Source organism: Enterobacter sp. ECC_219_Taxon_10 (assembly GCF_058354905.1).
On sequence record NZ_CM178005.1, the window covers coordinates 2002956 to 2029431 of the forward strand.

General features: G+C 54.0%; 31 protein-coding genes and 1 other annotated feature. Of the genes, 19 read left to right on the top strand and 12 right to left on the bottom strand.

From position 1 onward, the window contains the following. The first annotated feature begins 6 nt into the window (after nt 1-6). From astE to ves, 3 genes are all read left to right on the top strand, one after another. Entirely contained in the window at nt 7-972 is a 966-nt protein-coding gene (gene astE, locus AC4ICF_RS09560) for a succinylglutamate desuccinylase (RefSeq protein WP_316378941.1), read from the top strand. A 335-nt stretch (nt 973-1307) separates the two neighbouring features. Then, a complete protein-coding gene (gene spy / locus AC4ICF_RS09565; RefSeq protein WP_116340531.1) occupies nt 1308-1802 on the top strand; it encodes an ATP-independent periplasmic protein-refolding chaperone Spy in 495 nt (164 codons plus the stop codon). Nucleotides 1803-2100: 298 nt separating this feature from the next. Next, nucleotides 2101-2658, top strand: coding sequence for an environmental stress-induced protein Ves (ves, locus tag AC4ICF_RS09570; protein WP_045261590.1), 558 nt, complete (start codon nt 2101-2103; stop codon nt 2656-2658). Here the strand turns inward: ves and cho are convergent. Further along, nucleotides 2636-3514 carry an excinuclease Cho gene (gene cho / locus AC4ICF_RS09575; RefSeq protein WP_116341156.1) on the bottom strand — a complete coding sequence of 293 codons (879 nt, stop codon included), beginning with the start codon at nt 3512-3514 and terminating at the stop codon, nt 2636-2638. The two genes, ves and cho, sit on opposite strands and share 23 nt — an antisense overlap. A 148-nt stretch (nt 3515-3662) precedes the next feature. Beyond that, the gene (gene nadE / locus AC4ICF_RS09580) at nt 3663-4487 is read right to left on the bottom strand and encodes an NAD(+) synthase (RefSeq protein WP_316379296.1); all 825 of its coding nucleotides are present in this window, start codon (nt 4485-4487) and stop codon (nt 3663-3665) included. Between the two features lie 232 nt (nt 4488-4719). On the opposite strand from nadE, the gene osmE reads away from it, so the two are divergent. From osmE to chbG, 7 genes are all read left to right on the top strand, one after another. Continuing rightward, entirely contained in the window at nt 4720-5064 is a 345-nt protein-coding gene (osmE, locus tag AC4ICF_RS09585; RefSeq protein ID WP_003857836.1) for an osmotically-inducible lipoprotein OsmE, read from the top strand. Nucleotides 5065-5345: 281 nt separating this feature from the next. Further along, the gene (chbB, locus tag AC4ICF_RS09590; protein WP_014883474.1) at nt 5346-5663 is read left to right on the top strand and encodes a PTS N,N'-diacetylchitobiose transporter subunit IIB; all 318 of its coding nucleotides are present in this window, start codon (nt 5346-5348) and stop codon (nt 5661-5663) included. Between the two features lie 80 nt (nt 5664-5743). Further along, nucleotides 5744-7102, top strand: a complete 1359-nt coding sequence (gene chbC, locus AC4ICF_RS09595) for a PTS N,N'-diacetylchitobiose transporter subunit IIC (protein WP_028012799.1) — start codon at nt 5744-5746, stop codon at nt 7100-7102. A gap of 47 nt (nt 7103-7149) precedes the next feature. After that, the gene (gene chbA, locus AC4ICF_RS09600) at nt 7150-7497 is read left to right on the top strand and encodes a PTS N,N'-diacetylchitobiose transporter subunit IIA (RefSeq protein ID WP_028012800.1); all 348 of its coding nucleotides are present in this window, start codon (nt 7150-7152) and stop codon (nt 7495-7497) included. Between the two features lie 29 nt (nt 7498-7526). Then, nucleotides 7527-8345: a transcriptional regulator ChbR gene (gene chbR, locus AC4ICF_RS09605; protein ID WP_226857504.1), complete on the top strand. Its 819-nt coding sequence runs from the start codon at nt 7527-7529 to the stop codon at nt 8343-8345. A gap of 109 nt (nt 8346-8454) precedes the next feature. Further along, the gene (locus tag AC4ICF_RS09610; protein ID WP_316378942.1) at nt 8455-9810 is read left to right on the top strand and encodes a 6-phospho-beta-glucosidase; all 1356 of its coding nucleotides are present in this window, start codon (nt 8455-8457) and stop codon (nt 9808-9810) included. An 11-nt stretch (nt 9811-9821) separates the two neighbouring features. Then, the gene (gene chbG, locus AC4ICF_RS09615; protein WP_163328928.1) at nt 9822-10571 is read left to right on the top strand and encodes a chitin disaccharide deacetylase; all 750 of its coding nucleotides are present in this window, start codon (nt 9822-9824) and stop codon (nt 10569-10571) included. Nucleotides 10572-10695: 124 nt separating this feature from the next. Here the strand turns inward: chbG and katE are convergent, their stop codons facing one another. Continuing rightward, on the bottom strand, nt 10696-12945 hold the full coding sequence (gene katE / locus AC4ICF_RS09620; protein ID WP_116340520.1) for a catalase HPII: 2250 nt from the start codon (nt 12943-12945) through the stop codon (nt 10696-10698). A 203-nt stretch (nt 12946-13148) separates the two neighbouring features. Here katE and cedA point away from each other — a divergent pair, with 203 nt between their 5' ends. Then, complete coding sequence (cedA, locus tag AC4ICF_RS09625; protein WP_028012805.1) at nt 13149-13388, top strand: cell division activator CedA; 240 nt, start codon at nt 13149-13151, stop codon at nt 13386-13388. A 48-nt stretch (nt 13389-13436) separates the two neighbouring features. On the opposite strand, the gene tcyP is transcribed toward cedA, so the two are convergent. The 4 genes from tcyP to hxpB all read right to left on the bottom strand — a co-directional run bounded on the left by tcyP (nt 13437) and on the right by hxpB (nt 17200). After that, complete coding sequence (gene tcyP, locus AC4ICF_RS09630) at nt 13437-14828, bottom strand: cystine/sulfocysteine:cation symporter (RefSeq protein WP_041910456.1); 1392 nt, start codon at nt 14826-14828, stop codon at nt 13437-13439. Nucleotides 14829-14957: 129 nt separating this feature from the next. Continuing rightward, nucleotides 14958-15548 carry a metal-dependent hydrolase gene (locus tag AC4ICF_RS09635; RefSeq protein ID WP_032644865.1) on the bottom strand — a complete coding sequence of 197 codons (591 nt, stop codon included), beginning with the start codon at nt 15546-15548 and terminating at the stop codon, nt 14958-14960. A gap of 94 nt (nt 15549-15642) precedes the next feature. Continuing rightward, nucleotides 15643-16404 carry a 2-dehydro-3-deoxy-D-gluconate 5-dehydrogenase KduD gene (gene kduD / locus AC4ICF_RS09640; protein ID WP_302218791.1) on the bottom strand — a complete coding sequence of 254 codons (762 nt, stop codon included), beginning with the start codon at nt 16402-16404 and terminating at the stop codon, nt 15643-15645. A gap of 124 nt (nt 16405-16528) precedes the next feature. After that, complete coding sequence (gene hxpB / locus AC4ICF_RS09645) at nt 16529-17200, bottom strand: hexitol phosphatase HxpB (protein ID WP_166710831.1); 672 nt, start codon at nt 17198-17200, stop codon at nt 16529-16531. 148 nt (nt 17201-17348) lie between these two features. Here hxpB and AC4ICF_RS09650 point away from each other — a divergent pair, with 148 nt between their 5' ends. Then, on the top strand, nt 17349-17885 hold the full coding sequence (locus tag AC4ICF_RS09650; RefSeq protein ID WP_049000725.1) for a YniB family protein: 537 nt from the start codon (nt 17349-17351) through the stop codon (nt 17883-17885). A gap of 36 nt (nt 17886-17921) precedes the next feature. On the opposite strand, the gene AC4ICF_RS09655 is transcribed toward AC4ICF_RS09650, so the two are convergent. The 3 genes from AC4ICF_RS09655 to pfkB all read right to left on the bottom strand — a co-directional run bounded on the left by AC4ICF_RS09655 (nt 17922) and on the right by pfkB (nt 20213). After that, nucleotides 17922-18782: a fructosamine kinase family protein gene (locus tag AC4ICF_RS09655; RefSeq protein ID WP_116340514.1), complete on the bottom strand. Its 861-nt coding sequence runs from the start codon at nt 18780-18782 to the stop codon at nt 17922-17924. Between the two features lie 105 nt (nt 18783-18887). Then, nucleotides 18888-19178 carry a type V toxin-antitoxin system endoribonuclease antitoxin GhoS gene (ghoS, locus tag AC4ICF_RS09660; protein ID WP_028012811.1) on the bottom strand — a complete coding sequence of 97 codons (291 nt, stop codon included), beginning with the start codon at nt 19176-19178 and terminating at the stop codon, nt 18888-18890. A gap of 102 nt (nt 19179-19280) precedes the next feature. Beyond that, the gene (pfkB, locus tag AC4ICF_RS09665; protein WP_163329605.1) at nt 19281-20213 is read right to left on the bottom strand and encodes a 6-phosphofructokinase II; all 933 of its coding nucleotides are present in this window, start codon (nt 20211-20213) and stop codon (nt 19281-19283) included. A gap of 296 nt (nt 20214-20509) precedes the next feature. On the opposite strand from pfkB, the gene AC4ICF_RS09670 reads away from it, so the two are divergent. Continuing rightward, entirely contained in the window at nt 20510-21268 is a 759-nt protein-coding gene (locus tag AC4ICF_RS09670; protein WP_028012813.1) for a DUF481 domain-containing protein, read from the top strand. Between the two features lie 114 nt (nt 21269-21382). On the opposite strand, the gene yniD is transcribed toward AC4ICF_RS09670, so the two are convergent. Together yniD and yncL are read right to left on the bottom strand one after the other, a co-directional pair. Further along, nucleotides 21383-21490, bottom strand: a complete 108-nt coding sequence (gene yniD / locus AC4ICF_RS09675; protein WP_088205299.1) for a small membrane protein YniD — start codon at nt 21488-21490, stop codon at nt 21383-21385. A 97-nt stretch (nt 21491-21587) separates the two neighbouring features. Then, a complete protein-coding gene (gene yncL / locus AC4ICF_RS09680) occupies nt 21588-21707 on the bottom strand; it encodes a stress response membrane protein YncL (RefSeq protein ID WP_306464026.1) in 120 nt (39 codons plus the stop codon). 294 nt (nt 21708-22001) lie between these two features. Between yncL and thrS the strand changes: the two genes are divergently transcribed. From thrS to pheS, 6 genes are all read left to right on the top strand, one after another. Next, the gene (gene thrS / locus AC4ICF_RS09685; RefSeq protein ID WP_028012814.1) at nt 22002-23930 is read left to right on the top strand and encodes a threonine--tRNA ligase; all 1929 of its coding nucleotides are present in this window, start codon (nt 22002-22004) and stop codon (nt 23928-23930) included. Between the two features lie 3 nt (nt 23931-23933). Further along, nucleotides 23934-24476 (top strand): translation initiation factor IF-3, encoded by a 543-nt coding sequence (infC, locus tag AC4ICF_RS09690; RefSeq protein WP_023616141.1) that lies wholly within the window; start codon nt 23934-23936, stop codon nt 24474-24476. Between the two features lie 97 nt (nt 24477-24573). After that, nucleotides 24574-24771 carry a 50S ribosomal protein L35 gene (rpmI, locus tag AC4ICF_RS09695; RefSeq protein WP_003030583.1) on the top strand — a complete coding sequence of 66 codons (198 nt, stop codon included), beginning with the start codon at nt 24574-24576 and terminating at the stop codon, nt 24769-24771. Between the two features lie 50 nt (nt 24772-24821). Then, nucleotides 24822-25178 (top strand): 50S ribosomal protein L20, encoded by a 357-nt coding sequence (gene rplT, locus AC4ICF_RS09700; RefSeq protein WP_000124850.1) that lies wholly within the window; start codon nt 24822-24824, stop codon nt 25176-25178. Nucleotides 25179-25293: 115 nt separating this feature from the next. Then, nucleotides 25294-25418, top strand: a sequence feature (Phe leader region). Beyond that, on the top strand, nt 25299-25343 hold the full coding sequence (pheM, locus tag AC4ICF_RS09705; RefSeq protein ID WP_001386830.1) for a pheST operon leader peptide PheM: 45 nt from the start codon (nt 25299-25301) through the stop codon (nt 25341-25343). (Overlaps the previous feature by 45 nt.) Before the next feature lie 62 nt (nt 25419-25480). Further along, a complete protein-coding gene (gene pheS, locus AC4ICF_RS09710; protein ID WP_020884406.1) occupies nt 25481-26464 on the top strand; it encodes a phenylalanine--tRNA ligase subunit alpha in 984 nt (327 codons plus the stop codon). The last annotated feature ends 12 nt before the right edge of the window (nt 26465-26476 follow it).

Genomic DNA, 26476 nt, shown 5'->3' on the forward strand with positions numbered 1-26476 from the left:
GTGGGTATGGAAAATTTACTGGCGCTGACCCTGGCGGATGAAACGCCGGAACAGAGCGAGGGGGAAGGCCCCTCATTCCGCTGGCGGTGGCAGGGGCGCGGGGTGCTTGAGCTGACGCCGAGCGCAAAAAGCGATCTCTCGCTGCTGCTTTCCACTGGGATTCACGGGAATGAAACCGCACCCGTTGAGATTGTCGATGGGCTGCTGCGCGCGCTGTATCGCGGAGAAATCACCCTTGCGTGCCGCGTGCTGGTGGTGCTTGGCAACCCGCCTGCGCTGGCGCAAAACAAACGGTACCTGGTGAGTGATATTAACCGCATGTTTGGCGGTCGCTGGTCGCAGTTCCCGCAGAGCGACGAAACAGCGCGCGCTCAGTGGCTGGAGAACGTCGTGACGACGTTTTTTGCCGCGGCGGGGCCAGCGCGCTGGCATCTCGATCTGCATACGGCGATCCGCGCCTCTTACCATGTGCGCTTCGGCGTTCTGCCGCAGCGCAATCAGCCGTGGGATGAGGGCTTTTTGAGCTGGCTCGGGGATGCCGGGCTGGAGGCGCTGGTGTTCCATCAGTCGCCGGGCGGAACGTTTACGCACTTTACTTGTGAAAACTTCGGTGCGCTGTCCTGTACGCTGGAGCTGGGAAAAGCGCTACCGTTCGGACAGAACGATCTTACGCGCTTTGCGCCAACGTGTCTCGCGCTTCGGGCGCTGCTCGGTGGGACAGCTCCCGAGCACGCACATCAGCCCGTTGAGCGGTACCGGGTCGTACAGCAGATCACCCGCCGCAGCAATGCTTTCCAGCTTCATATGGCCGCGCATACCCTGAACTTCACGCCGTTTCGCAAAGGGGCGCTGCTTGCGGAAGATGGCGAAGATCGTTATGAGGTGCAGAAAACAACCGAATATGTGCTGTTCCCTAACCCCACAGTGGCGTTTGGCCTGCGAGCCGGTCTGATGCTGGAAAAACTCTCCTGACCTTTCCCCTCTCGTCATCCGGGAGGGAAGTAAAAATGTTTTCTTAGCGATTAAAGCGCTCTGACTTGTTTTACGGAATATTCCTGGCGAATTGCTTTATTATTCACCTTCACTCCGTTATACTTCCGCTAAATATCTTTAAAATCATCACGTTGAATATTTTTTGTTGCAACTCTCCACGCTTTATCCTTATTTCCTCCACATTTGGCGAAAAATTGTTTTTTACACTTTCATTGTTTTACCGTTGCTCTGACTAATTGACGATAAACCCCGTAAAGTTAATCTCGTCAACACGGCATAGCGCCGAAGAATAACTGAAAGAAAGGAAATAAATTATGCGTAAGTTTACTGCACTGTTTGTTGCTTCTACCCTGGCTCTGGGCGCTACCAGCATGGCGTTCGCCGCAGATACCGCAACCACCGCTGCCGCGCCGGCTGAGGGCAAAATGATGATGCATCATCAAGGCAAGCCGGGTATGCACCATGAAATGATGATGTTTAAAGATCTGAACCTGACGGACGCGCAGAAGCAGCAGATCCGCGAGATCATGAAAAGCCAGCGCGACCAGATGAAGCGTCCTCCGCTGGAAGAGCGCCGCGCAATGCATGACATCATTGCCAGCGACAGCTTCGATAAGGCGAAAGCTGAAGCGCAGATCGACAAAATGGCCGAGCAGCATAAAGCCCGCATGCTGGCTCACATGGAAACCCAGAACAAGATCTACAACATTCTGACTCCGGAACAGAAAAAACAGTTTAATGCCAATTTTGAGAAGCGTCTGACAGAACGTCCGGCGATGGAAGGTAAAATGCCAGCACCAACCGAATAATCGGTTCACTCTCTTAAGACCGCCGGGATCCTGTCCACAAAAGCGCAATCGCTGTGGACAGGACCGGCGGTTTTTCTATTCTGCCCTCTTGTCTGCCGCCGCCAGCGCGGTATTCTCCTGTAGTCGCTTCAGAGAATGTTTGTAGAGTCATGGCGTTAGCTTTTTTTACTAACGCTCCTCTAAGGCCTGCCCGCTCTGCTGCCGATACTGGGTCTGTGAATCTCTAACGATAACAAACAAGACTGCAAGGATAGCGATATCCTTGCCCTGGCACGGGTTGTGCCATTCAGGAGTGGTGATGGAGTTCTTTGATATTCGTAAGATGCCGGTCAGCCTCTGGCGCAATGGTGCCGGCGAAACGCGAGAAATTTGCTGTATTCCTCCCGCGACGCGCGATTTTTTCTGGCGTGCCAGTATCGCGACCATCGCCAGCAACGGCGAATTCTCCTCGTTTCCCGGTGTCGACCGGGTAATTACGCTGCTGGAAGGCGGGGAGGTGACGCTGGATGCCGGTCAGGCGTTCTGCCATACCCTTAAACAGCATCAGCCTTACAGTTTTGCCGGCGATTTGCCGGTGAAGGCGCTGCTTTCCGATGGCAGGATGGCGATGGACTTCAACATCATGACCCGGCGCGACTGCTGTCAGGCGAAGGTACGGGTTGCCGATCGTACCTTTACCACCTTTGGCTCGCGCGGAGGCGTGGTGTTTGTATTAAGCGGGGCGTGGCAGCTGGGTGATAAATTGCTGACGGCCGATCAGGGCGCCAGCTGGCAGGAGGGGACCCATACTCTGCGTCTGCTGGAGTCACAGGGTACCCTGCTGTTCAGTGAAATTAACTGGCTGCCGGGTCACTGAGCGCGATGACCTCGAACTTGCCCGCTAAGACGGGCTTGCAGAGGATTTTGTAGCCGTCGTGGTCGAATCCGGCGGGGGTGCGCAACAGGGTTGCCGCGTCGCTTAAATCATCGACAGCCCCCAGCCAGAGCCAGTTATTGACGATGTGATACTGCGTCATGGTTTCACCCACCTCTTTTAGCGCAACGGCGCCGTCCCACGGCCAGCAGTTGACGCTGATCCCCGCCAGGCCCGCGAGGAGGCGGGCGTGATGCGCCTCAAGGCTCTCTTTCCCGCAGCAGGCACCTGCGCAGCGCTTCAGCGCAGAGCGGAAACAGGCGCGGCCCCGCGTGGTGCCCTCTAACCCTAAAAGGCTGTAGCATAGCTGCAGCTCGTCGGCGAGCGCCTGGAGAGACTGCAGGGCCGCACGCTTGTTTGCGAATAATCCAAAGAGATTAGGGGCATGTGAAAAATCGACTTCGCGGGCGTACACCACCTGCGGCTTGCCGTCGGCGATCTGCAGGGAGCAGAGCTGGCGGTTGCGTCGCAGGCGCTTATTAAAGAGCGGCTGCTGCTCCTTTATCAGCCGGGCTTCCAGCAACAGCGCGCCCATTTCTCCCGCCGTCTGGAACCAGGTAATGCGTCGCGACTGGCGCAGCATGGCGGCCTCGTCCGGGGTACGCAGGTGGGATAATACCCGGCTGCGAATGTTAACGCTTTTGCCGATGTAGAGCGGCAGGGTCTCGCTTTCACCGTGAAAGATGTACACGCCCGGCTGTTTGGGCAACGCCTCAAGCCAGGGGCGGAGATGTTCGGGATATTCATAGATAGCCGCCGCTTCAAACTCAAGACGCGGGGCGGATTGACGCCTGCTCACATACTGCTCCATATACTGTTCAGGTATACAGTGTAGCAGGTGTGCTGTGGTTAAAAAAGAGCCGGGTGGCGGCTGCCCCTCACCCTAACCCTCTCCCCATAGGGGAGAGGGGATTCTCCACTGCTCGCATAAGTTTGTGGAGATGCGTTTATTTCCAGAAGTCGTCAAATACCGTAATTGGCGTGTGGCGCTTGTGCTCGGTTTTCAGATACCAGCCTTCGATAATTTTCGCGGTACCTTCATCCAGCGTTTTGCCTTCCAGATAGTCATCAATGTTGTCATAGGTAACGCCAAGGGCAGCTTCATCCGGCAGGGAAGGGCGATCGTCTTCCAGATCCGCTGTCGGTGCTTTCTTGTACAGGTGCTCAGGGCAGCCCAGCGCGGCGAGCAGCTGCTTGCCCTGTCGCTTGTTGAGACGGAAAATCGGGTTTATGTCGGTGCCGCCATCGCCGTATTTGGTGAAGAAACCGGTGATCGCTTCTGCTGCATGGTCGGTGCCTACCACAACGCCTTTGGTCATCCCGGCGATGCTGTACTGCGCTTTCATGCGCTCGCGCGCTTTCTCGTTGCCGCGCACAAAATCGCTCAACTCAATGCCCGCTTCGCGAAGCGCCTGCTCGCTTGCCAGCACCGAGCCTTTAATATTGACGGTGAGCACGCGGTCAGGCTGGATGAAGGCGATGGCATCCTGGCAGTCCTGTTCGTCCGCCTGTACGCCATAAGGCAAACGCACAGCGATAAACTGCAGCGCGTCATCGCCCGTCTCTTCGCGAAGCTCTGAAATCGCCATTTGACAGAGTTTACCGGTCAGGGTTGAGTCCTGCCCGCCGCTGATGCCCAGCACCAGGGATTTCAGGAAAGCGTTCTTTTTTAAGTACGACTTTAAAAAATCCACGCTGCGGCGGATCTCTTCATGTGCATCTATCGCAGGCTTTGCGCCCAGCGCCTGAATAATCTCTTGTTGCAGAGCCATCATGCCCTCCGTATGCAGAACATAAACAGAATGTGTTAACTGTTAAAACTAAACCTTTGGGCGGAAAACGACAAGGATCACAGTTTCGAGTGCGTTAATTTGCGGCGATTTAGCAGGTTATCGTTGTTTTATTAGAATTTTCCGAAATTCGTCTGGCATAAATCACAAAGTTGAACAATAGTACTTTTTATTCCATGCTTAGATAACACGCTGATAAACAAGAGGACGGAATATGAACAAGAACGTAGCAGGAATTCTTAGCGCAGCGGCGGTACTGACGATGCTGGCAGGGTGTACAGCTTACGATCGCACCAAGGATCAGTTTACCCAGCCCGTGGTTAAAGACGTTAAAAAAGGGATGACCCGTTCGCAGGTGGCTGCAATCGCCGGCAAGCCTTCTTCTGAAGTCACCATGATTCACGCGCGCGGTACGTGTCAGACCTATATCCTGGGTCAACGTGATGGTAAGGCAGAGACCTACTTCGTCGCGCTGGATGATACCGGACATGTGATTAACTCCGGCTATCAGACCTGTGCTGAATACGACACCGATCCGCAGGCACCTAAGGCGCAGTAACCCTGCTTGCCTGACGATGTTAATAAGCCGGCCCATGGGCCGGTTTTTTTATGCATACGTAAATCTTATTTCTTTGCGCGAATTATTTGCCTGAAATGTGAAGGGAGTCAACAAGCCAGGTCAATGAGAGACAATTTGAGTCTATCCAGAATTATCCCCTGTCTGTACCATTGCGTATACTCACTCCAACGATAAACAACAGTATGCAAGCTACCTGTCTGCCGGGACAGCGAGTCGAGTGATAGCGCGACGGCAGGTAGTCCTACAAGAGGGAAATTACGATGGAAAAGAAACATATCTACCTGTTCTGCTCAGCCGGCATGTCAACCTCGCTTCTGGTGTCAAAGATGCGCGCGCAGGCTGAAAAGTATGAAGTCCCTGTGGTGATTGAAGCGTTTCCAGAGACGCTGGCGGGCGAAAAAGGCCAGAAAGCCGATGTTGTTTTACTGGGGCCGCAAATTGCCTACATGCTGCCCGAAATTCAACGACTGTTACCGAATAAACCGGTCGAGGTGATCGACTCGGGGCTGTACGGCAAGATTGATGGTTTAGGTGTACTAAAAGCTGCTGTGGCAGCCATTAAAAAAGCTGCTAATTAATTTTTATTTTTCCCGTCAAAGAGTTATTTCACACACAATTACGCCGTAACATGCGTTACGGCATTTAAGGGTATTTTCCTATGAGTAAAGTCATCGCTTCACTTGAAAAGGTACTCCTTCCTTTTGCTGTTAAAATAGGAAAGCAGCCTCACGTTAATGCCATCAAAAACGGTTTTATTAAATTAATGCCGTTGACGCTGGCAGGGGCCATGTTCGTTTTAATTAACAACGTTTTTCTTAGCTTCGGTGAAGGTTCCTTCTTTTATTCATTAGGAATTCGGTTAGACGCTTCCACTATTGAAACCCTTAATGGTTTTAAAGCCATCGGCGGCAACGTCTATAACGGTACGTTGGGTATTATGTCGCTGATGGCGCCTTTCTTTATCGGGATGGCGCTGGCTGAAGAGCGGAAAGTGGATCCGCTGGCCGCCGGGTTATTATCCGTTGCCGCGTTTATGACCGTCACGCCATACAGCGTGGGGGAGGCGTATGCCGTCGGCGCGAACTGGCTGGGTGGCGCCAACATTATCTCCGGTATTGTTATCGGCCTGGTGGTGGCAGAAATGTTCACCTTTATTATCCGTCGCAACTGGGTCATCCGTCTGCCGGATAGCGTACCGGCCTCCGTTTCTCGTTCATTTTCCGCGTTGATCCCAGGCTTCATTATTCTCTCCATCATGGGGATTATCGCCTGGGCGCTCTCTCACTGGGGCACGAACTTCCACCAGATCATCATGGACTCTATCTCTACGCCGCTGGCGTCGATGGGTGGCGTGGTCGGTTGGGCGTATGTGATTTTCACCTCTCTGCTGTGGTTCTTCGGCGTGCATGGTTCACTGGCACTGGCCGCGCTGGACAGCGGGATTATGACCCCATGGGCACTGGAAAACGTTGCGCTTTACCAGCAGTACGGCTCCGTTGATGCGGCGCTGGCGGCAGGTAAAACCTTCCATGTGTGGGCGAAGCCGATGCTTGACTCCTATATCTTCCTGGGTGGTACCGGGGCGACCCTGGGTCTGATCATCGCGGTCTTTATTGTCTCTCGTCGCGCTGACTACCGTCAGGTGGCGAAACTGGCGCTGCCATCGGGCATCTTCCAGATTAACGAGCCGATTCTGTTCGGTCTGCCAATCATCATGAACCCGGTAATGTTTATCCCGTTCATTCTGGTGCAGCCGCTGCTGGCAGCGATCACCCTGACGGCCTATTACATGGGTATTATTCCACCGATCACCAACATTGCGCCGTGGACCATGCCGGCAGGTCTGGGCGCGTTCTTTAACACCAACGGTAGCGTCGCGGCCTTCCTGCTGGCGATATTCAACCTCGGGATTGCCACCCTGCTGTACATGCCATTCGTGGCGATTGCGAACAAAGCCGCCACCATCATTGATGAAGAAGAGAGCGAAGAGGAAATTGCCCTCTCACTGAAATTCTAAGATTGACCGGCGCGGGAAAGCCCGCGCCAGCCACAAGGAGCTTAAACATGTTAGATTTGGATAGTATCGTCGCAGACGAAGCCGCAGAGAACGATCTCGAAGAAGTGGTGATGGGCCTCATCATCAACTCCGGTCAGGCGCGCAGCCTGGCGTATGCCGCACTGAAGCAGGCCAAGCAGGGCGATTTCGCCGCCGCGAAAACCATGATGGAGCAGTCCCGCACGGCGCTGAACGAAGCGCACCTGGTGCAGACAAAGCTGATTGAAAGCGACCAGGGCGAAGGGAAGATGAAGGTCAGTCTGGTGCTGGTACACGCACAGGATCACCTGATGACGTCCATGCTGGCGCGCGAGCTGGTGGCGGAGTTGATTGAGCTTCACGAGAAAATGCATTAAGTCGGATTGAGCAGCAGGAGGTCAGCACGATGGAAATCAAAACCGCATTTGAACAGCAACTGTTTAATGGCAAAAATTTTCACGTGGTTATCTACAACAAGACGGAGAGCGCCAGCGGTCTGCACCAGCATGACTACTATGAGTTCACGATTGTTCTGACCGGGCGCTACTACCAGGAGATCAACGGTAAGCGCGTCCTGCTAGAGCGAGGGGATTTTGTCTTCCTGCCGATGGGTTCCTATCACCAGAGCTTTTACGAATTTGGCGCGACCCGCATTCTGAACGTGGGCGTCAGCAGACGCTTCTTTGAGAAGCACTATCTGCCGCTGGTGCCGTTCTGCTTTGTGGCGTCCCAGGTATACCGTGTGAAAAACGAGTTCATGACCTGGATTGAAACGGTCATCGCCTCGCTTAACTTCCGCGACAATGAATTTGATGAGTTTATTGAAACGGTGACCTTCTACGTGATGAACCGGTTGCGGCATCACCGTGAAGAGCAGCAGGTGACGGATGATGTTCCACAGTGGCTGCGCAGCACCGTGGAACTGATGCACGATAAAGGCCAGTTCAGCGAAAATGCGCTGGAAAATATGATATCCCTCTCGGGGAAATCCCAGGAATATCTGACCCGCGCGACGCAGCGTTATTATCGTAAAACGCCGGTGCAAATTATTAATGAAATCCGCATTAACTTTGCCAAAAAACAGCTGGAAATTACCAACTATTCTGTCACCGATATTGCGTATGAGTCAGGATACAGCAGTCCCAGTCTGTTTATTAAAACTTTTAAGAAATTGACGTCATTCACACCGAACAGCTACCGGAAGAATTTAACGGTAATTAATTAACTTTCGGCGGGTTACCCGCCACAAATATTGCTTTAATGGCTTGCCCAAATAGCGGGAAGAGTACGCTATACCTTGCAGGCGATTAACCTGATACGCTAAGGGAGATATTATGCAAAAGAAATTAAAAGTCGTAACCATTGGCGGCGGCAGCAGCTATACCCCGGAATTACTTGAAGGCTTTTTAAAACGCTATCACGAATTACCGGTCAGCGAATTATGGCTGGTGGATGTTGAGGAAGGTCAGGAGAAGCTGGATATTATTTTCGACCTGTGCAAGCGCATGGTTGAGAAAGCGGGCGTGCCTATGACCGTGCATAAATCCGTCGATCGTCGCCTGGCGCTGAAGGATGCGGATTTCGTCACTACCCAGCTGCGCGTCGGCCAACTGAAAGCGCGCGAGCTGGACGAGCGTATTCCGCTGAGCCACGGCTATCTGGGGCAGGAGACCAACGGCGCGGGCGGCCTGTTCAAAGGCCTGCGTACCATTCCGGTGATTTTCGACATCGTAAAAGATGTGCAAGAGGTCTGCCCGAACGCGTGGGTGATTAACTTCACTAACCCGGCCGGAATGGTGACCGAGGCGGTTTATCGTCATACCAGTTTCAAACGCTTTATCGGCGTCTGCAATATCCCGATCGGCATGAAGATGTTTATCCGCGACGTGCTGGAGCTGACCGACAGTGACGATCTTTCTATCGACCTGTTCGGCCTGAACCACTTGGTGTTCATTAAGGACGTCATCGTGAACGGAAAATCGCGCTTTGCCGAGCTGCTCGACGGCGTGGCTTCCGGTCGCCTGACCACGGCCTCCGTGAAGAACATCTTTGACCTGCCGTTCAGCGAAGGGCTTATCCGCTCGCTGAATCTGCTGCCGTGCTCGTACCTGCTTTACTACTTCAAGCAGAAAGAGATGCTGGCCATCGAAATGGGCGAGTACTATAAGGGCGGCGCGCGCGCGCAGATCGTTCAGAAAGTTGAGAAGCAGCTGTTCGATTTGTATAAAGATCCGAACCTGAACGTTAAACCGAAAGCGCTGGAGCAGCGCGGCGGGGCCTATTATTCTGATGCGGCGTGTGAAGTGATCAACGCCATCTACAACGACAAGCAGGCGGAGCACTATGTCAACGTGCCGCATCACGGCCATATCGACAATATCCCGGCTGACTGGGCGGTTGAGATGACCTGCATCCTGGGACGCGATGGCGCTAAACCGCATCCACGCATCACCCACTTCGATGATAAGGTCATGGGCCTGATCCACACCATCAAAGGCTTTGAAGTGGCGGCAAGCAATGCAGCGCTGAGCGGCGAGCTCAATGACGTGCTTCTGGCGCTGAACCTTAGCCCGCTGGTGCATTCCGACCGCGATGCGGAGCAGCTGGCCAGCGAGATGATCCTGGCGCATGAAAAATGGTTGCCGAACTTTGCCGCCACGATCGAGAAGCTGAAGTTCAAACATCACTGAGAGGACGCACAATGGAAAACCTGCTGATCGTTAATGCTGATGACTTTGGCCTCTCTAAAGGTCAGAACTACGGCATTATTGAAGCCTGTCGTCGGGGGGTTGTAACCTCTACCACGGCACTGGTGAATGGTGAGGCGGTTGAACACGCGGCGCAGCTGAGCCGCGAGGTGCCGGAGTTGGGCGTCGGCATGCATTTTGTGCTGACGCTCGGGATGCCGCTTTCGCCAATGCCGGGCCTGACGCGCGACGGCCTGCTGGGCAAATGGATTTGGGAGCTGGCGGAGCAGGACGCTCTGCCGCTCGAAGAGGTTGCCCGTGAGCTGGACTGCCAGTACAACCGCTTTGTTGATCTGTTTGGCAAGGCGCCGACGCATATTGACAGCCACCATCATGTGCACATGATCCCGGCGATTTTCCCGATCGTTGCGGCGTTTGCCCAACGCAAAGGCGTGGCGATGCGCGTGGATCGTGAGGTGCAGGGCGTGCCGGACTGTGCCGTGGCAACCACAGAGGGGTTCAGCAGTGCCTTTTACGGCGACGAGATCGACGAAGGGCTGTTCCTGAAGGTGCTGGAAGATTCCGCCGCCAGGGGGGAACGGTCGCTGGAAGTTATGGCGCATCCTGCTTTTGTCGATAACACAGTGCGGAAAAGCGCCTACTGCTGGCCGCGCCTCGCTGAGCTGGACGTGTTAACGTCGGCCTCGCTGAAGTATGCGATTGCCGAGCGTGGGTATCGTCTGGGGACGTTTGGGGATCTGTGAGATAAAGCCCGGCGGCGAGGTAAAAGCAAAACGGTAACCTGGGTTACCGTTTTTATTGTTTTCTCCCTCTCCCGTGGGAGAGGGGCGGGGTGAGGGCATCAGGCCGCACAACCGGGAATGGTTTTTACGCCGGTATCTGGTCAATCTTACTGCTGCGCGACCAGACGCGGTGCGCGGCGAGCAGGTCAAACAGCTTCGTCATAAAGGCATCGTCCACGTTATCGCCCTCGACAATGCCATCCTCACCCTGTTCGGCAACCTTCAGCTGCGCCTTAAACTGTCGCGCGTCGCCGGACAGCGCGATCGGTTTCAGGTGCTTATAGGCTTCCAGCAGATAATACACGGCATCACCGTTGTTCAGCAGACTGTCAATATCCCCGCACGGCACAATCACTGCATCGACGGTCAGCGATGGTGCCCCGGCAAAGGTCGCCGCCACCGGCAGCACGGAGCCGTCATCGGCGGTCACTTCCCCCATGCGGGAATAAAGCAGTTTCGCATGCACGCCCTGGGTTTTCAGCGCCTGCATGATCCCCAGCACGTCGCTGGCGCGGGTTTTATCGTTCAGCAGGATGGCGACCACGCGGCCTTTAATCGAGCCTCCAGGCACCGCATACAGGCTCAACGACGGATCTTTCTTCACGCCGTTAACCTCTTTCGGCGGAGCAAGGTTGCGCTGCTCGTCCGTTAGCGCAATGCCCAGGTTATCCGCCACGCTCTGGGCAAGCTGAATATCAATATGTGCCAGCTGATCGACCACCCGCTCGCGGATGTAGGTGCGCACCACTTTGCTCAGTTCGAAGCTAAAGCCGCCAATGATGTGCTGTTGCTCAATCGGCGTCTGGCTGTTCCAGAACAGGCGAGGGTGGGCGTAATACTCGCCGAACGAAGGGCTACGCTCGCGAATTTTGTTGCCGTCGATACGTTCCTGATAAGATTCGAATCCGCCGCGTTTCGGCCCCGGCGGGGTTTCTCGCGGCCAGTTATCGTTGATGGAGTTCGGCTCATAGTTCGCCGGGTTGGTATCAATATCCTGACGGTGCATCCCGTCGCGCTGGAAGTTATGGTACGGGCAGGTTGGGCGGTTAATCGGGATCTCGTGGAAGTTCGGCCCGCCAAGACGGCTAATCTGCGTATCGGTATACGAGAACAGACGGCCCTGTAAGAGCGGATCGTTGGTGAAATCCAGCCCCGGTACGATATGGCCCGGGTGGAACGCGGCCTGCTCGTTTTCGGCAAAGAAATTATCCGGGTTGCGGTTGAGCACCATTTTCCCCACCAGCTGTACCGGCACCAGCTCCTCAGGAATGAGTTTGGTCGGGTCAAGCAGGTCGAAATCGAACTTAAACTCGTCCTCTTCTGGAATAAGCTGCAGGCCCAGTTCGTACTCCGGGAAGTCGCCGGCTTCAATCGATTCCCATAGCTCGCGACGATGGAAGTCCGGATCGCGCCCGGTGAGCTTCTGCGCTTCATCCCACACCAGCGAGGCTTTGCCCGCTACCGGCTTCCAGTGGAAGCGCACAAACGTGGCTTTACCTTCCGCATTGATCATGCGGAAAGTATGAATACCGAACCCTTCCATCGTGCGATAGCTGCGCGGAATGCCCCGGTCGGACATCGCCCACATAACGTTGTGTAAGGTCTCAGGCTGCAGGGAGACATAGTCCCAGAAGGTATCGTGCGCGCTTTGGCCCTGGGGTATGGCCCAGTGGGGCTCCGGTTTTACCGCATGGACAAAGTCAGGAAATTTATGCGCATCCTGAATGAAAAACACCGGGGTATTGTTGCCCACCAGATCGAAAATACCCTCTTCGGTATAAAACTTAGTGGCAAAGCCGCGGATATCACGGACCGTGTCTGCCGAACCTGCGCCGCCCTGCACGGTGGAGAAACGCACAAATACCGGGGTGATTTTATCCGGGTCGGAAAGGAAATCCGCTTTGGTGATCGCTTTCAGGCTCTTGTAGGGCTGGAAGTAGCCGTGTGCAGCCGAGCCGCGCGCGTGAACGATGCGTTCAGGAATGCGCTCGTGGTCAAAATGGGTAATTTTTTCCCGCAGGATGAAATCTTCCAGCAGGGTTGGCCCGCGCGCGCCTGCGCGAAGGGAGTTTTGATCGTCAGCAATCCGCACGCCCTGATTGGTGGTGAGCGCAAAACCTTCGCTGCCTTTGCGGTGCGGCTCAAGCGATTTCAGCTTCTCGTTTCCAGTATCCGGCGATTTCATGCTTCCCGGCGCGGTTGGCTGTTCGCCAGGGGCTGAAGGGCCAGGCGAGGGGCGGTGAGAGCCGTCAGCAGGGGCGAGAGAGTCCATACCCGGTTGAGATTCTTCAGTGCCATGAATCGGTGATTGATGTGTTTTATCTTTGTTCGACATTGCACGCTTCTCCTTTATCCATTGCTAAAAACCCTATTAAGGATAGAACAATGTCGTGAGATGGCTCGCGAACTAAGAGTTTTCACATCTCGCCATTAACGAAAGGAGCCATCTCACCCACTCGGAGCGCGACGTAAGGTAGCAGGATCGGCTATCATAGAATTTTCCTGCTTCAAGAATTTGCTTTAGTGAATCCGTCGCTTATGAAACCTCTTCGTCAACAAAACCGCCAGGTTATTAGCTATGTGCCCCGCGTTGAGCCCGCGCCGCCTGACCATGCCCTGAAAGTGGATGGTTTTCGTGATGTCTGGCTGCTTCGCGGTAAATATGTGGCTTTTGTCCTGATGGGTGAACATTTCCGCCGGTCGCCGGCGTTTTCCGTGCCGGAGTCAGCCCAGCGATGGGCGACGCAAATCCGCCAGGATGAAGAGGTTGAAGAATAACAGCCATAAAAAAACCGCCATCAGGCGGTTTTTTTATTTCTACCGTGATTAACGGTGCGCCAGCTCGGCGTCGTCTTCACTTTCCAGAATGGCTTTGTCGGTCTGCTTCAGCCACTGGCTGGTCAGCGTACCGGCAGTCATGGAACCGCTCACGTTCAGCGCGGTACGGCCCATGTCGATCAGCGGTTCAACGGAGATCAGCAGGGCGACCAGCGTCACGGGCAGGCCCAGCGCGGGCAGCACAATCAGCGCGGCGAAGGTTGCGCCACCGCCAACACCTGCAACGCCTGCGGAGCTGATGGTAACAATCCCGACCAGCGTGGCGATCCAGACCGGATCCAGCGGGTTGATACCCACGGTCGGGGCAACCATCACTGCCAGCATCGCCGGGTAGAGCCCCGCACAGCCGTTTTGACCAATTGTGGCACCAAAGGAGGCAGAGAAGCTGGCGATGGATTCCGGCACGCCCAGACGACGGGTCTGCGCTTCAACGTTCAGCGGAATAGACGCGGCGCTGGAACGGCTGGTGAAGGCGAAGGTCAGTACCGGCCAGACTTTGCGGAAGTATTTCAGCGGGCTGACGCCGTTTACGCCGAGCAGGATACCGTGCACCACGAACATAATGCCCAGACCCAGATAAGAGGCGACAACGAAGCTGCCCAGCTTAATGATGTCCTGCAGGTTAGAGCCAGCTACCACTTTGGTCATCAGCGCCAGAACGCCGTATGGCGTCAGCTGCATGACCAGACGGACCAGCTTCATCACCCAGCTTTGCAGGGTATCAATAGCGGTCAGCACGCGTTCGCCTTTCGGCGCATCGTCTTTCAGCAGCTTAAGCGCCGCCACGCCCAGGAAAGCCGCGAAGATCACCACGCTGATAATAGAGGTTGGGCTTGCACCGGTCAGGTCAGCAAACGGGTTCTTCGGAATGAAGGAGAGCACCATCTGCGGAACCGTCAGGTCAGCCACTTTACCCACGTAGTTAGTTTGAATGGCAGTCAGACGCGCCGTTTCAGCGGTACCCTGAACCAGACCTTCGGCGGTCAGGCCAAACAGGTTGGTAACCAGCACCCCCACCAGCGCGGCAATCAACGTGGTAAAGAGCAGCGTACCAATCGTCAGAAAGCTGATTTTACCCAGCTGGGTCGCGTTGTGCAGGCGGGCAACGGCGCTCAGAATAGAGGCGAACACCAGCGGCATAACGATCATCTGCAGCAGCTGGACGTAGCCGTTACCGACAATGTTGAACCACTGGATGGACTCTTTCAGTACCGGGCTATCGGAGCCGTAGACGGCGTGTAAGGCCAGACCAAACGCCACACCCATGACCAGGCCCACCAGCACTTTTTTCGCCAGGCTCCACTGTTTGTGGCGCGCCTGCGCGAGAAGCAATAGTAATACGACGAACACGACTATGTTCGCGATGAGTGGAAAATTCATCCCCGTTCTCCTGATTTATTATGTGGGATCGGTTTTTCCCGATCCTGTTGGCGGAAGGTTAGCAGAAGTGTGATGTGGCGCTTATATCCAAATGGAATGGTTTATGACAAATGGAATGATTTTGTTGGTTTACTGTTCAATCTGGTGATGAATAAAACGATTGAACTGAAATTGCAGCGAATTGATCATCTGGGAAGACCAGCGCACTGCACTGTTTTCGGGCAAGGTTTGCGGCATCCAGACGGCGTACGCGAACAGCGCCATGCACAGCACGCGTTCAAGCTGGTTCCCTTTCTGCGGCGCAAGGATCGGAAAACGAAAACGCCAGCGGCAGGGCCACAGCAGCGGCACGCCCGCAGGCGTCAGCATATCGGCGAGGATATGGCTTAAATAACCCAGCACCATCCCCTGGATGGCATCGCCCGGCACTATCCAGCTTTCTGGGACTTTTAAATAGAAAAGCGTTAGCAGGCCAAACACGGCCAGCAGACTGTGGGTAAACCCGCGGTGGCCGAACGCGCGGGCGATGGGCTTAGACACCCACTTCAGCCGCTGCCCAAGGAAGGATTTCGGGTGGTCAATATCGGGCAGCAGGCAGGTTAACACGGCGGAAGGGACAATATGCCACCAGTCTCCCTGTGCAAGCACGGGAGTGAGCTCTGCGTTTTTGGCAAATACTGCGCACGCAATTGAAAAAAGCAGGTGGCCTTCCGCCGTCATGATAAAACCCACAAAACTGTCAATTTATACAGTATAGGGTTTTTATACAGTGGGCGAAAGAGGTGACGGTGTAACTGTTTGTCACAAACGCGCGTCAGCGCGCCAGCCAGCCGCCGTCGACGGCTAAGGTGTGGCCATTTACGTAATCCGAGGCGGAAGAGGCCAAAAAGACGACCGGTCCCTGAAGGTCGTCCGGTGTTCCCCAGCGACCCGCCGGAATGCGCGCAAGGATCTCGGCATTGCGTTGTTCGTCCGCGCGCAGCTGCTGCGTGTTGTTCGTCGCCATGTAGCCCGGCGCGATGGCATTCACGTTGATGCCATGTACCGCCCACTCATTCGCCAGCAGGCGCGTTATCCCCAGTACGCCGCTTTTCGAGGCGGTATACGACGGTACGCGAATGCCGCCCTGGAACGAGAGCATAGAGGCGATATTGATAATTTTGCCGCCCTGGCCCTGGGCGATAAACTGTTTAGCGACCGCCTGCGAGAGGAAAAAGAGCGATTTGAGATTCAGATTCATCACCTCATCCCAGTCCTTTTCACTGAACGCCAGAGCGTCCTCCCGGCGAATCGTCCCGGCATTGTTCACCAGAATATCGACCCGCCCCATCTCCGCCACGGCGGTATCCACGACGTGCTGAAGGCTTTCCTGCTGGCTCAGATCGGCCCGAATAGCTAAAAAACGTCTTCCCAGGGCGGTGACGGAGCTGGCCGTTTTCTCTGGATCTTTGCGATTTACCCCAACGATATCGCAGCCTGCCTGCGCCAGCGCAATGGCCATGCCTTGTCCCAGCCCGGTATCGCACCCGGTGATGAGGGCCACTTTGCCTGAAAGAGTAAAGGTGTCCAGTATCATACGCGCCTCAGAAGCTGGTTATCGTCGTTCTGACGTTAAAGATAGGAGGCAGGAATGAGAAAAGCAAATAAAATGAAACAGTGTTTTGTTTTTCAGGCAGCATGATGCTGCCTGAAGGGGGGCGTTACTCGCCGCGCAGGTGTTGCACCGTCAGTTCAGCCAGCGAATTGAGCTTTACGTCGGCAAGAGCAAACCGGGGGTCGTGGCGGTTTTCTTCAGCAGGTACCACAATGGAGCGCATACGCGCGGCTTTGGAGGCCACCATGCCGTTAACGGAATCTTCCAGCGCGACGCAGGTAAGCGGATCAAGACCCAGCTTCGCGGCGCAGTCCATATAGACCTGCGGATGCGGCTTGCTGTAGGGCAATTTTTCCGCAGACGCCAGGGCGTCAAAACTGTCGCGCAGCTCAAACATGATCAGCACTTTTTCCAGCATATGCAGCGGTGAAGCGGAAGCCAGGCCAACCTTCAGCCCCTGAGACTTGCACAGCGCGACAGCGTCACGTACGCCGGGCAAGAGCGGCTTGGTCTCCTCCACCAGCGCGATGGCGCGGCTGATAATGCGCGCGGTGACTTCGTCGCGATCGGGCCCAACCCACGGCTGTTGGGCGTACCAAAGGTCAACGACCATATCAATGCGCAGGCCCAGCGTGTCGGGAAGTTCATTACGGCGGCTGATATCAACGCCCAGGCTGGCCATCACGTCCAGCTCGGCGCGATCCCACAACGGCTCGGAATCAATCAGTAATCCATCCATGTCAAAAATAGCGGCAAGTATCTGGCGCGGTGTCGACATCACAACGTCTCCTTATCCAGGGTGTTCGACAGACGATAAGTGCTAAGCACAGTCTGCAATTTAGCATATTGCTTTCAAAGAGCGGGCGAAATTGATGTCCAGCAGGTAGACTTAGGCACACATAACGCGTCTTTATGAAGAGGAACTGATGACGTATCAACAAGCTGGACGCATTGCTGTCTTAAAACGTATTGCAGGCTGGGTGATTTTTATACCCGCCGTCATTTCTACGCTGATCTCCGTGCTGAAGTTTATGTACGATCACAGCGAAAAACAGCCGGGCATTAATGCGGTAATGCTTGATTTTGCACATGTCATGATTGAGATGGTGCGGTTTAACACCCCGTTCCTGAACGTCTTCTGGTTCAACTCGCCAACGCCGGACTTTCACCAGCAGCTGAATATTGGTTTCTGGATTATCTATGCGCTGATTTTTATTGCGATGGCGCTACAGGCATCAGGTGCACGAATGAGCCGCCAGACCCGTTTTTTACGCGAAGGGGTGGAAGATCAGCTTATCCTCGAGAAGGCGAAAGGCCCTGAAGGAATGAGCCGGGAGCAGATTGAATCCCGCATTGTGGTGCCTCGTCACACCATTTTCCTGCAAATTTTCCCGCTCTATATCCTACCGGTTATTATCATCGTGGCGGGATACTTCTTCTTCTCACTGCTCGGTTTTCTGTAACAGATAAGGGTGGCGGCAAGGCCACCCGTTTTGTCTTTATACCGCAAGCACGCGTTCAAGCGCACGCTGGGCGTTGACCAGATGTTGCCCGCCAAAAAGAATGGCTCGGTTCATCAGCGTATAGAGCTGGTACACGGGCTGGCGCTCAAGGAAGTCCGGCGGCAGGGGGGAGACAGACTGATAGCCATCGTATATTTGCGGCGGCTGTTCGGGATGCAGGGGCAACATGGCCAGATCGCACTCTCTGTCACCCCAGTAGCAGGCCGGGTCAAAGATATACGGGCCGTTGGGGCCCAGCGCGCAGTTATCGGACCATAGATCGCCGTGCAGCAGAGAAGCCTGAGGCTGGTGGGAGGCCAGGCGCTGTTGCACATGCTCGACGATGGCATCAATGTTGCCAAATTCCAGCCCTTTTTCAGCGGCCAGCTCAAGCTGCCATCCGATGCGCTGCTCGGCAAAGAATGTTGCCCAGCGGCGCTGCCAGGCATTGGGCTGCGGCGTGGTGGAAAGGTCGTTGTCAAAGTCGAGGCCAAACTGGGGCTGGTCGCTCCACTGGTGCAGACGCGCTAACTGTTGTCCGAGAATAAAGGCATTATGGGCATCCAACGGACGGGCAGGGAGATAGTCCATCACCAGAAAGCTGTAGTCCCGGTCGCTACCCACGGCCAGTACCTCAGGTACCGTCACCGTTTTACTGCGGGACAACAGTTCAAGCTGATCGGCTTCAGCGGTAAAGATCGGGAGCAGCTCTCGCTCGTCGCATTTAACGAACAGATCGCGTCCTGCGTAGCGTAAATGCCACGCGGCGTGAATTTCACCGCCCGGCAGCTCGTTACGCAGTTCAATTTCACCTTCACCCAATTGCTCATGTAAAAGATGACTGATAGCCTGCCACATGTTGACTCTCCCATGTTGTCTGCCAGATCATAAAGTTAGCGCATAATTGCGGTAAAAAAATACGAACTAACGCACACCTGAGCGGTTTAATTTCATGCAGGGCACTTATTGTTCTTTTTTCTGCCAGCGCTCCCACGTTTCCACGGTAATGTCGGCAGGCTTGTCGGTCACACTTTCCACCAGACTGGCGGCCAGCGCATGCACCTCTTCTTCACTCAGGGCAGCGATCAGGCCAAACGCCAGGGTGCCTAAATCATGAATATGACCTTCGTCATCCGTCAGCGTGAGCAGGAAGTTCGCCCGTGTAAAGGCGTTGTTGAGCTCATTAAGCTCGGTCAGCGATGCTTCATGAAGGCTGATGGTCACGACGTAGCGGGTGATATCACCACTGCTCATAATTCACCTCGTTGTTATCCTGAAAGTTTTTTTAGCATAGTCGATACGCTATATTTGGCGACTTCGAAGTGTATCCCCCTCCGTCAGGAAGGGGAATAGCGGTCAGCTTCGTGACAGGTAATCGACGATTTTCTGCGTATCGGCAAGCGAACACAGGCGCGTTCCCTGATTGATGGTGGCGGCACTCCCCGCTGCGACACCATAACGGGTCATCTCCAGAAGTGACGCGCCCTGTGCCAGCTTCAGCGCCATCGCGCCCACCATACTGTCACCTGCGCCGACGGTGCTCTGGCTCTTCATTGGGGGCGGCACAACCTGCACAAATCCCGTCTTGTCGACGGCCAGCGCACCCTGAGGACCGAGAGAGACGACAACGCGGTGCGCTTTGCCGCTGCGAACTAGCTCTTCTGCGGCAGTACGCACGTCATCCGGCTGGCTAAGTTCGCGATTAACAAGCGCACTGAGCTCTTTCTGGTTAGGCTTAACGAGCTCAAGCTGTCCGGGTTCCAATGCTGCCTGCAGGGCTTCGCCTGAGCTGTCGACAATGCAGCGGATGCCGCGCTGAAGTACGGCCTCAACCAGCGCGGTCAGCTTTTCTGTTCTGACGCCCGGCGGCAGGCTACCGCTGATGACCAGCAGCGAGCCGCTTTCAATAGTCAACACCTTCTCTTCCAGTTGACGAAACTCATCATCGCTCAGCCTGGCGCCCGGCATAACGAAGCGATACTGTTCACCGCTGGACTCAACGTGGACATGCAGGTTCTGCCGGGTCCAGTCTTTGGCGTCGACGGTATCCACGGCAACCTGTTCATCGGCCAGCAAGGTAACAAGATGCTCCCCCGTGGCGCCACCGGCCGGGAATATGGCCGTTGCTTTACCGCCGAGGTGAGTAATCGCGCGCGCCACGTTAATCCCGCCGCCGCCCGGCTCAAATACGGGTGCGCTACAGCGTAGTTTACCTTCCGGGTAAATTTGCGGCGTTATGGTCGCGGAGTCGAGGGAAGGGGAGAGCGTCAGCGTATAAATTGAAGCCATCATAACCTCCTTTTAGCATGGGTTCTTTTAAGCCTGGCACCGATCGACAGGAAGGCAATGTAAATAACAGTATGATTTTAAAAATGAATGCTGACATAAATGCGATGAGGGATATATAAAATAAAACGCGTTTTGAGATCGTTCTTATTCAAAAAATGAAATAAGAAAATATTGCTATGTTATTTGCGCCTTTTTATAATTTGTTACCTTTCTCTGGACGCCTTGTCATTGATCCTCAAGAAAGTTTCCGAGACCGTGGTGGTCTCTTTTTTTGTTGTACGGACTCCTTAAATAAAATGAAGCTTTTGAAGACAGTACCCGCAGCACTGATGCTGGCGGGTGGCGTTTTTGCATCACTGAATGCAGCCGCCGATGACACCGTTTTTACTGTCATGGACGATCCCTCCACTGCCAAAAAACCGTTTGAAGGTAACCTTAACGCCGGGTATCTCGCGCAATCGGGTAATACGAAAAGCTCTTCTCTGACGGCGGACAGCACCCTGACCTGGTACGGCAATACCACTGCATGGTCGCTGTGGGGAAATGCCAGCAACACGTCCGCTAACGATGAACGCTCATCCGAGAAATACGCGGTAGGTGGACGTAGCCGTTACAACATGACCGACTATGACTACATCTTTGGTCAGGCTAGTTGGTTAACCGACCGCTTCAACGGCTATCGCCAGCGCGATGTGTTCACCGCCGGTTATGGTCGTCAGTTCCTGAATGGACCGGTACACAGCCTCCGTTTCGAATTCGGTCCTGGTGTCCGCTATGACGAGTACACCAATGGCGAAAATGAAACCCAGCCGCTGGGTTATGCTTCTGGCACGTATGCCTGGCAGATGACCGACAACACCAAATTTACGCAGGGTGTTTCTGTGTTTGGTGCCGAGGATACGACGCTGAACTCCGAAAGTGCTTTGAACGTGGCTATCAATGAACACTTTGGTTTGAAATTGGCCTACAACGTGACCTGGAACTCTTCGCCGCCAGAAACGGCACCGGATCATACCGATCGCAGAACCACGATTTCGCTGGGCTATAAAATGTAATCTTAGCGGGCCGATGATGGTGTCGGCCCGTTTTCATTATTATGGTTAACCCGCGCCAATAAATTCTCTTCACGCGCAACGGCATTTATTTTATTTGGACTGCTAAAGTTGTATTTAGCCCCAAATCATTGCCGCCCACCGAAATAACAGCATTGCGCCGCAGATGGCAACCAGCACCAGCACCATTTTCCAGTGTTTTACGGCAAATCGTTTTGTTGGCATAACCTAATCCTTGTTCGTTGATATGCATAGTCTATCAAACGGGGCTAAAAGATGCGCCTTCCCGGGAGCGATCGGGTTATGCCAACGAGGGTTCGGCTCAGAACCAGTGGAATCGTTCGGCGAGAATCAGCAATAAACCTGTTGCGGAAATGACGTTCAAAATCACAACCGTTCTACTGGATACATTCATGGTATGCACCTGTTGATTTAAAGGCATGTTCAAGAGTAGCCCAGCATGTCTGAAATGCGAGCGCCGGAGAGATGCAGCCTGCAAATTCGCGCGAAATGCCAGCCTATCAATGTGGCTGCAGAGGGTGCAATCTCCTTGCTGATAGTGTTAACATTACGTCGCTTGCCGTAAATCCGCATTAATCTGAATTCGGCAGGTGCATGATGACGAACCAATTTGACGATTGTTGGTCAGATGGTGTCGTAATCTATTGTCAAATCACGATTATTTTCTTTGTATATGCTCTTATGTGTGGGGCATCACTGCAAATAAGGATATAAAATGCCTGTAATTACTCTTCCTGATGGCAGCCAACGCCATTTCGACCACGCTGTTAGCCCTATGGATGTTGCCCTTGACATCGGTCCTGGCCTCGCGAAAGCGACCATCGCCGGCCGTGTGAACGGTGAGCTGGTTGATGCGTCCGATCTGATTGAAAACGATGCGACGCTTGCAATCATCACCGCGAAAGACGAAGAAGGTCTTGAGATCATTCGTCACTCCTGCGCGCACCTGTTGGGTCATGCTATCAAGCAGCTGTGGCCAAACACCAAAATGGCGATCGGTCCGGTTATCGACAACGGCTTCTACTATGACGTTGATCTTGACCACACCCTGACCCAGGAAGATATCGACGCGCTCGAAAAACGTATGCACGAGCTCGCCGAAACCAACTATGACGTCATCAAGAAGAAAGTCAGCTGGCACGAAGCGCGTGAAACCTTCGTCAAGCGTGGCGAGAGCTACAAAGTCTCTATTCTTGATGAAAACATCGCTCATGATGACAAGCCTGGCTTGTACCATCACGAAGAATACGTCGACATGTGCCGTGGACCGCACGTGCCGAACATGCGCTTCTGTCATCATTTCAAGCTGATGAAGATCGCCGGCGCCTACTGGCGTGGCGACAGCAACAACAAGATGTTGCAGCGTATCTATGGTACCGCGTGGGCTGATAAGAAAGCCCTGAACGCGTACCTGCAGCGCCTGGAAGAGGCCGCGAAGCGTGACCACCGTAAAATCGGTAAGCAGCTCGACCTGTACCATATGCAGGAAGAAGCGCCGGGCATGGTGTTCTGGCATAACGATGGCTGGACTATCTTCCGTGAACTGGAAACGTTCGTACGCTCCAAGCTGAAAGAGTATCAGTATCAGGAAGTGAAAGGCCCGTTCATGATGGACCGTGTGCTGTGGGAAAAAACCGGCCACTGGGACAACTACAAAGATGCGATGTTCACCACCTCGTCTGAGAACCGTGAATACTGCATCAAGCCAATGAACTGCCCGGGTCACGTACAGATCTTCAACCAGGGTCTGAAATCCTACCGCGACCTGCCGCTGCGTATGGCGGAGTTCGGTAGCTGCCACCGTAACGAGCCATCAGGCGCGCTGCACGGTCTGATGCGCGTTCGTGGCTTTACGCAGGATGATGCGCATATTTTCTGTACTGAAGATCAGGTCCGTGATGAAGTTAACGCCTGTATTCGTATGGTCTACGATATGTACAGCACCTTTGGCTTCGAGAAGATCGTGGTCAAACTCTCAACGCGTCCGGAAAAACGTATCGGTAGCGATGAGACCTGGGATCGCGCAGAAGCGGATCTCGCCGTAGCGCTGGAAGAGAACGGCATTCCGTTCGAATACCAGCTTGGCGAGGGCGCGTTCTACGGTCCGAAAATTGAATTTACCCTGTATGACTGCCTCGATCGCGCATGGCAGTGCGGAACGGTACAGCTGGACTTCTCCCTGCCGCAGCGTTTAAGCGCCTCTTATGTTGGCGAAGACAACGAGCGTCAGGTGCCGGTCATGATTCACCGTGCCATTCTCGGTTCTCTGGAGCGCTTCATTGGCATCCTGACCGAAGAGTTCGCGGGCTTCTTCCCAACCTGGCTTGCGCCAGTGCAGGTCGTAGTGATGAACATTACCGATTCTCAGGCAGATTACGTTAAAGAATTGACGCAGAAACTACAAAATGCGGGCATTCGCGTAAAAGCAGACTTGAGAAATGAGAAGATTGGCTTTAAAATCCGCGAGCACACTTTACGTCGTGTCCCGTATATGTTGGTCTGTGGTGATAAAGAGGTGGAAGCAGGCAAAGTTGCCGTTCGCACCCGCCGTGGTAAAGACCTGGGCAGCCTGGACGTAAGTGAAGTGATTGAGAAGCTGCAACAAGAGATTCGCAGCCGCAGTCTTCAACAACTGGAGGAATAAGGTATTAAAGGCGGAAAACGAGTTCAAACGGCACGTCCGAATCGTATCAATGGCGAGATTCGCGCCCAGGAAGTTCGCTTAACAGGTCTGGAAGGCGAGCAGCTGGGGATTGTGAGTCTGAGAGAAGCGATCGAAAAGGCTGAAGAAGCTGGAGTAGATTTAGTTGAAATCAGCCCTAACGCCGAACCGCCAGTTTGTCGTATCATGGACTACGGCAAGTTCCTTTATGAAAAGAGTAAGTCTTCTAAGGAACAGAAGAAGAAGCAAAAAGTTATCCAGGTTAAGGAAATCAAATTCCGTCCTGGTACCGACGATGGCGATTATCAGGTAAAACTCCGCAGCCTGATTCGCTTTCTGGAAGATGGCGATAAGGCCAAGATCACGCTGCGTTTCCGCGGTCGTGAGATGGCCCACCAACAGATTGGTATGGAAGTGCTTAACCGCGTCCGTGACGATCTGAGTGAACTGGCAGTAGTCGAATCCTTCCCTACGAAGATCGAAGGCCGCCAGATGATCATGGTGCTCGCTCCTAAGAAGAAACAGTAAGGCCTTCAAGCAGCAAAATCTGTGGAGCCTTCGGGTTTCATAGGTTTTGTTCGCCTATGTTTCGTTTATTTAACAATGCGAAGTGGAAGTTATTAAGATGCCAAAAATTAAGACCGTACGCGGTGCTGCTAAGCGCTTCAAAAAAACCGGTGGTGGTGGATTTAAGCGTAAGCACGCAAACCTGCGTCATATTCTGACCAAAAAATCTACTAAGCGTAAACGTCACCTGCGTCCAAAAGGCCTTGTTTCTAAAGGCGATCTGGGTCTGGTTATCGCGTGCCTGCCGTACGCATAAGCCGTTAACGTTTAATTTTTTACTAAGAATATAGATACAGGAGAGCACATATGGCTCGCGTAAAACGTGGTGTAATTGCACGTGCACGTCACAAGAAAATTTTGAAACAAGCTAAAGGCTACTACGGTGCGCGTTCACGCGTATACCGCGTTGCCTTCCAGGCTGTTATCAAAGCAGGTCAGTACGCTTACCGTGACCGTCGTCAGCGTAAGCGTCAGTTCCGTCAACTGTGGATTGCGCGTATCAACGCAGCAGCACGTCAGAACGGTATTTCTTACAGCAAATTCATCAACGGCCTGAAAAAAGCCTCTGTTGAAATCGACCGTAAGATCCTGGCTGACATCGCAGTATTCGACAAAGTAGCGTTCACCGCTCTGGTCGAAAAAGCGAAAGCAGCACTGGCATAAGCCAGTTGAGAGAGGGGGCTTTGCTCCCTCTTTTCATTTAACACCATCAGAAGATTGACATTTATCCGTCCAGGCTTTTCAATAAGGTCTTAACGGTTTACCACACAAGGTAACGCAAGCATGAATGCTGCTATTTTCCGCTTCTTCTTTTACTTTAGCACCTGATCTCAGGAGGCTAGCGCGTGAAAGATGAAACGAAAAACAGCGCCAGATAAGCCTCCCGATGGAGGCTTTTTTTGTGCCTGAATTTGAGAGAATAACTCCACCAAATCGGTGTCTGCACCGACATAATGAGGAAAATCATGTCACATCTCGCAGAGCTGGTTGCCAGTGCAACAGCCGCCATTAATCAGGCCTCAGATGTTGCCGCGTTAGACAATGTCCGCGTCGAATATCTTGGGAAGAAAGGGCACCTGACCCTTCAAATGACAACCCTGCGTGAACTGCCGCCTGAAGAACGCCCGGCAGCGGGTGCGGTGATTAACGAAGCCAAAGAGCAGGTCCAGCAGGCGCTGAATGCACGCAAGGCCGAGCTGGAAAGCGCGGTGCTGAACGCACGTCTGGCGGCAGAAACCATTGACGTTTCTCTGCCGGGCCGTCGTATCGAAAACGGCGGTCTGCATCCGGTCACCCGCACCATCGATCGCATTGAAAGTTTCTTCGGTGAGCTCGGCTTTACCGTGGCGACTGGCCCGGAAATCGAAGATGATTACCACAACTTCGACGCCCTGAACATTCCAGGCCATCATCCGGCACGCGCTGACCACGACACTTTCTGGTTTGACGCTACGCGTCTGCTGCGTACCCAGACCTCAGGCGTTCAGATCCGTACCATGAAGGAGCAGGAACCGCCAATCCGCATCATCGCGCCGGGTCGCGTCTATCGTAACGACTACGATCAGACCCACACCCCAATGTTCCACCAGATGGAAGGCCTGATTGTTGATAAAAATATCAGCTTCACCAACCTGAAGGGCACGCTGCACGATTTCCTGAACAACTTCTTTGAGGAAGATCTGCAGGTTCGTTTCCGTCCTTCCTACTTCCCGTTCACTGAGCCGTCTGCGGAAGTTGACGTGATGGGCAAAAACGGCAAATGGCTGGAAGTGCTGGGCTGCGGCATGGTGCATCCAAACGTGCTGCGCAACGTGGGTATCGATCCGGAAGTTTACTCCGGCTTTGCGTTCGGTATGGGCATGGAGCGTCTGACCATGCTGCGCTACGGCGTCACCGACCTACGTGCATTCTTCGAAAACGATCTGCGTTTCCTCAAACAGTTTAAATAAGGGCAGGACAGA

Coding starts and splice junctions, on each gene's coding strand:
- astE (WP_316378941.1), top strand. CDS start 7: ATGGAAAATTTACTGGCGCTGACCCTGGCGGATGAAACGCCGGAACAG.
- spy (WP_116340531.1), top strand. CDS start 1,308: ATGCGTAAGTTTACTGCACTGTTTGTTGCTTCTACCCTGGCTCTGGGC.
- ves (WP_045261590.1), top strand. CDS start 2,101: ATGGAGTTCTTTGATATTCGTAAGATGCCGGTCAGCCTCTGGCGCAAT.
- nadE (WP_316379296.1), bottom strand. CDS start 4,487: ATGGCTCTGCAACAAGAGATTATTCAGGCGCTGGGCGCAAAGCCTGCG.
- osmE (WP_003857836.1), top strand. CDS start 4,720: ATGAACAAGAACGTAGCAGGAATTCTTAGCGCAGCGGCGGTACTGACG.
- chbB (WP_014883474.1), top strand. CDS start 5,346: ATGGAAAAGAAACATATCTACCTGTTCTGCTCAGCCGGCATGTCAACC.
- chbC (WP_028012799.1), top strand. CDS start 5,744: ATGAGTAAAGTCATCGCTTCACTTGAAAAGGTACTCCTTCCTTTTGCT.
- chbA (WP_028012800.1), top strand. CDS start 7,150: ATGTTAGATTTGGATAGTATCGTCGCAGACGAAGCCGCAGAGAACGAT.
- chbR (WP_226857504.1), top strand. CDS start 7,527: ATGGAAATCAAAACCGCATTTGAACAGCAACTGTTTAATGGCAAAAAT.
- AC4ICF_RS09610 (WP_316378942.1), top strand. CDS start 8,455: ATGCAAAAGAAATTAAAAGTCGTAACCATTGGCGGCGGCAGCAGCTAT.
- chbG (WP_163328928.1), top strand. CDS start 9,822: ATGGAAAACCTGCTGATCGTTAATGCTGATGACTTTGGCCTCTCTAAA.
- katE (WP_116340520.1), bottom strand. CDS start 12,945: ATGTCGAACAAAGATAAAACACATCAATCACCGATTCATGGCACTGAA.
- cedA (WP_028012805.1), top strand. CDS start 13,149: ATGAAACCTCTTCGTCAACAAAACCGCCAGGTTATTAGCTATGTGCCC.
- tcyP (WP_041910456.1), bottom strand. CDS start 14,828: ATGAATTTTCCACTCATCGCGAACATAGTCGTGTTCGTCGTATTACTA.
- AC4ICF_RS09635 (WP_032644865.1), bottom strand. CDS start 15,548: ATGACGGCGGAAGGCCACCTGCTTTTTTCAATTGCGTGCGCAGTATTT.
- kduD (WP_302218791.1), bottom strand. CDS start 16,404: ATGATACTGGACACCTTTACTCTTTCAGGCAAAGTGGCCCTCATCACC.
- hxpB (WP_166710831.1), bottom strand. CDS start 17,200: ATGTCGACACCGCGCCAGATACTTGCCGCTATTTTTGACATGGATGGA.
- AC4ICF_RS09650 (WP_049000725.1), top strand. CDS start 17,349: ATGACGTATCAACAAGCTGGACGCATTGCTGTCTTAAAACGTATTGCA.
- AC4ICF_RS09655 (WP_116340514.1), bottom strand. CDS start 18,782: ATGTGGCAGGCTATCAGTCATCTTTTACATGAGCAATTGGGTGAAGGT.
- ghoS (WP_028012811.1), bottom strand. CDS start 19,178: ATGAGCAGTGGTGATATCACCCGCTACGTCGTGACCATCAGCCTTCAT.
- pfkB (WP_163329605.1), bottom strand. CDS start 20,213: ATGGCTTCAATTTATACGCTGACGCTCTCCCCTTCCCTCGACTCCGCG.
- AC4ICF_RS09670 (WP_028012813.1), top strand. CDS start 20,510: ATGAAGCTTTTGAAGACAGTACCCGCAGCACTGATGCTGGCGGGTGGC.
- yniD (WP_088205299.1), bottom strand. CDS start 21,490: ATGCCAACAAAACGATTTGCCGTAAAACACTGGAAAATGGTGCTGGTG.
- yncL (WP_306464026.1), bottom strand. CDS start 21,707: ATGCCTTTAAATCAACAGGTGCATACCATGAATGTATCCAGTAGAACG.
- thrS (WP_028012814.1), top strand. CDS start 22,002: ATGCCTGTAATTACTCTTCCTGATGGCAGCCAACGCCATTTCGACCAC.
- rpmI (WP_003030583.1), top strand. CDS start 24,574: ATGCCAAAAATTAAGACCGTACGCGGTGCTGCTAAGCGCTTCAAAAAA.
- rplT (WP_000124850.1), top strand. CDS start 24,822: ATGGCTCGCGTAAAACGTGGTGTAATTGCACGTGCACGTCACAAGAAA.
- pheS (WP_020884406.1), top strand. CDS start 25,481: ATGTCACATCTCGCAGAGCTGGTTGCCAGTGCAACAGCCGCCATTAAT.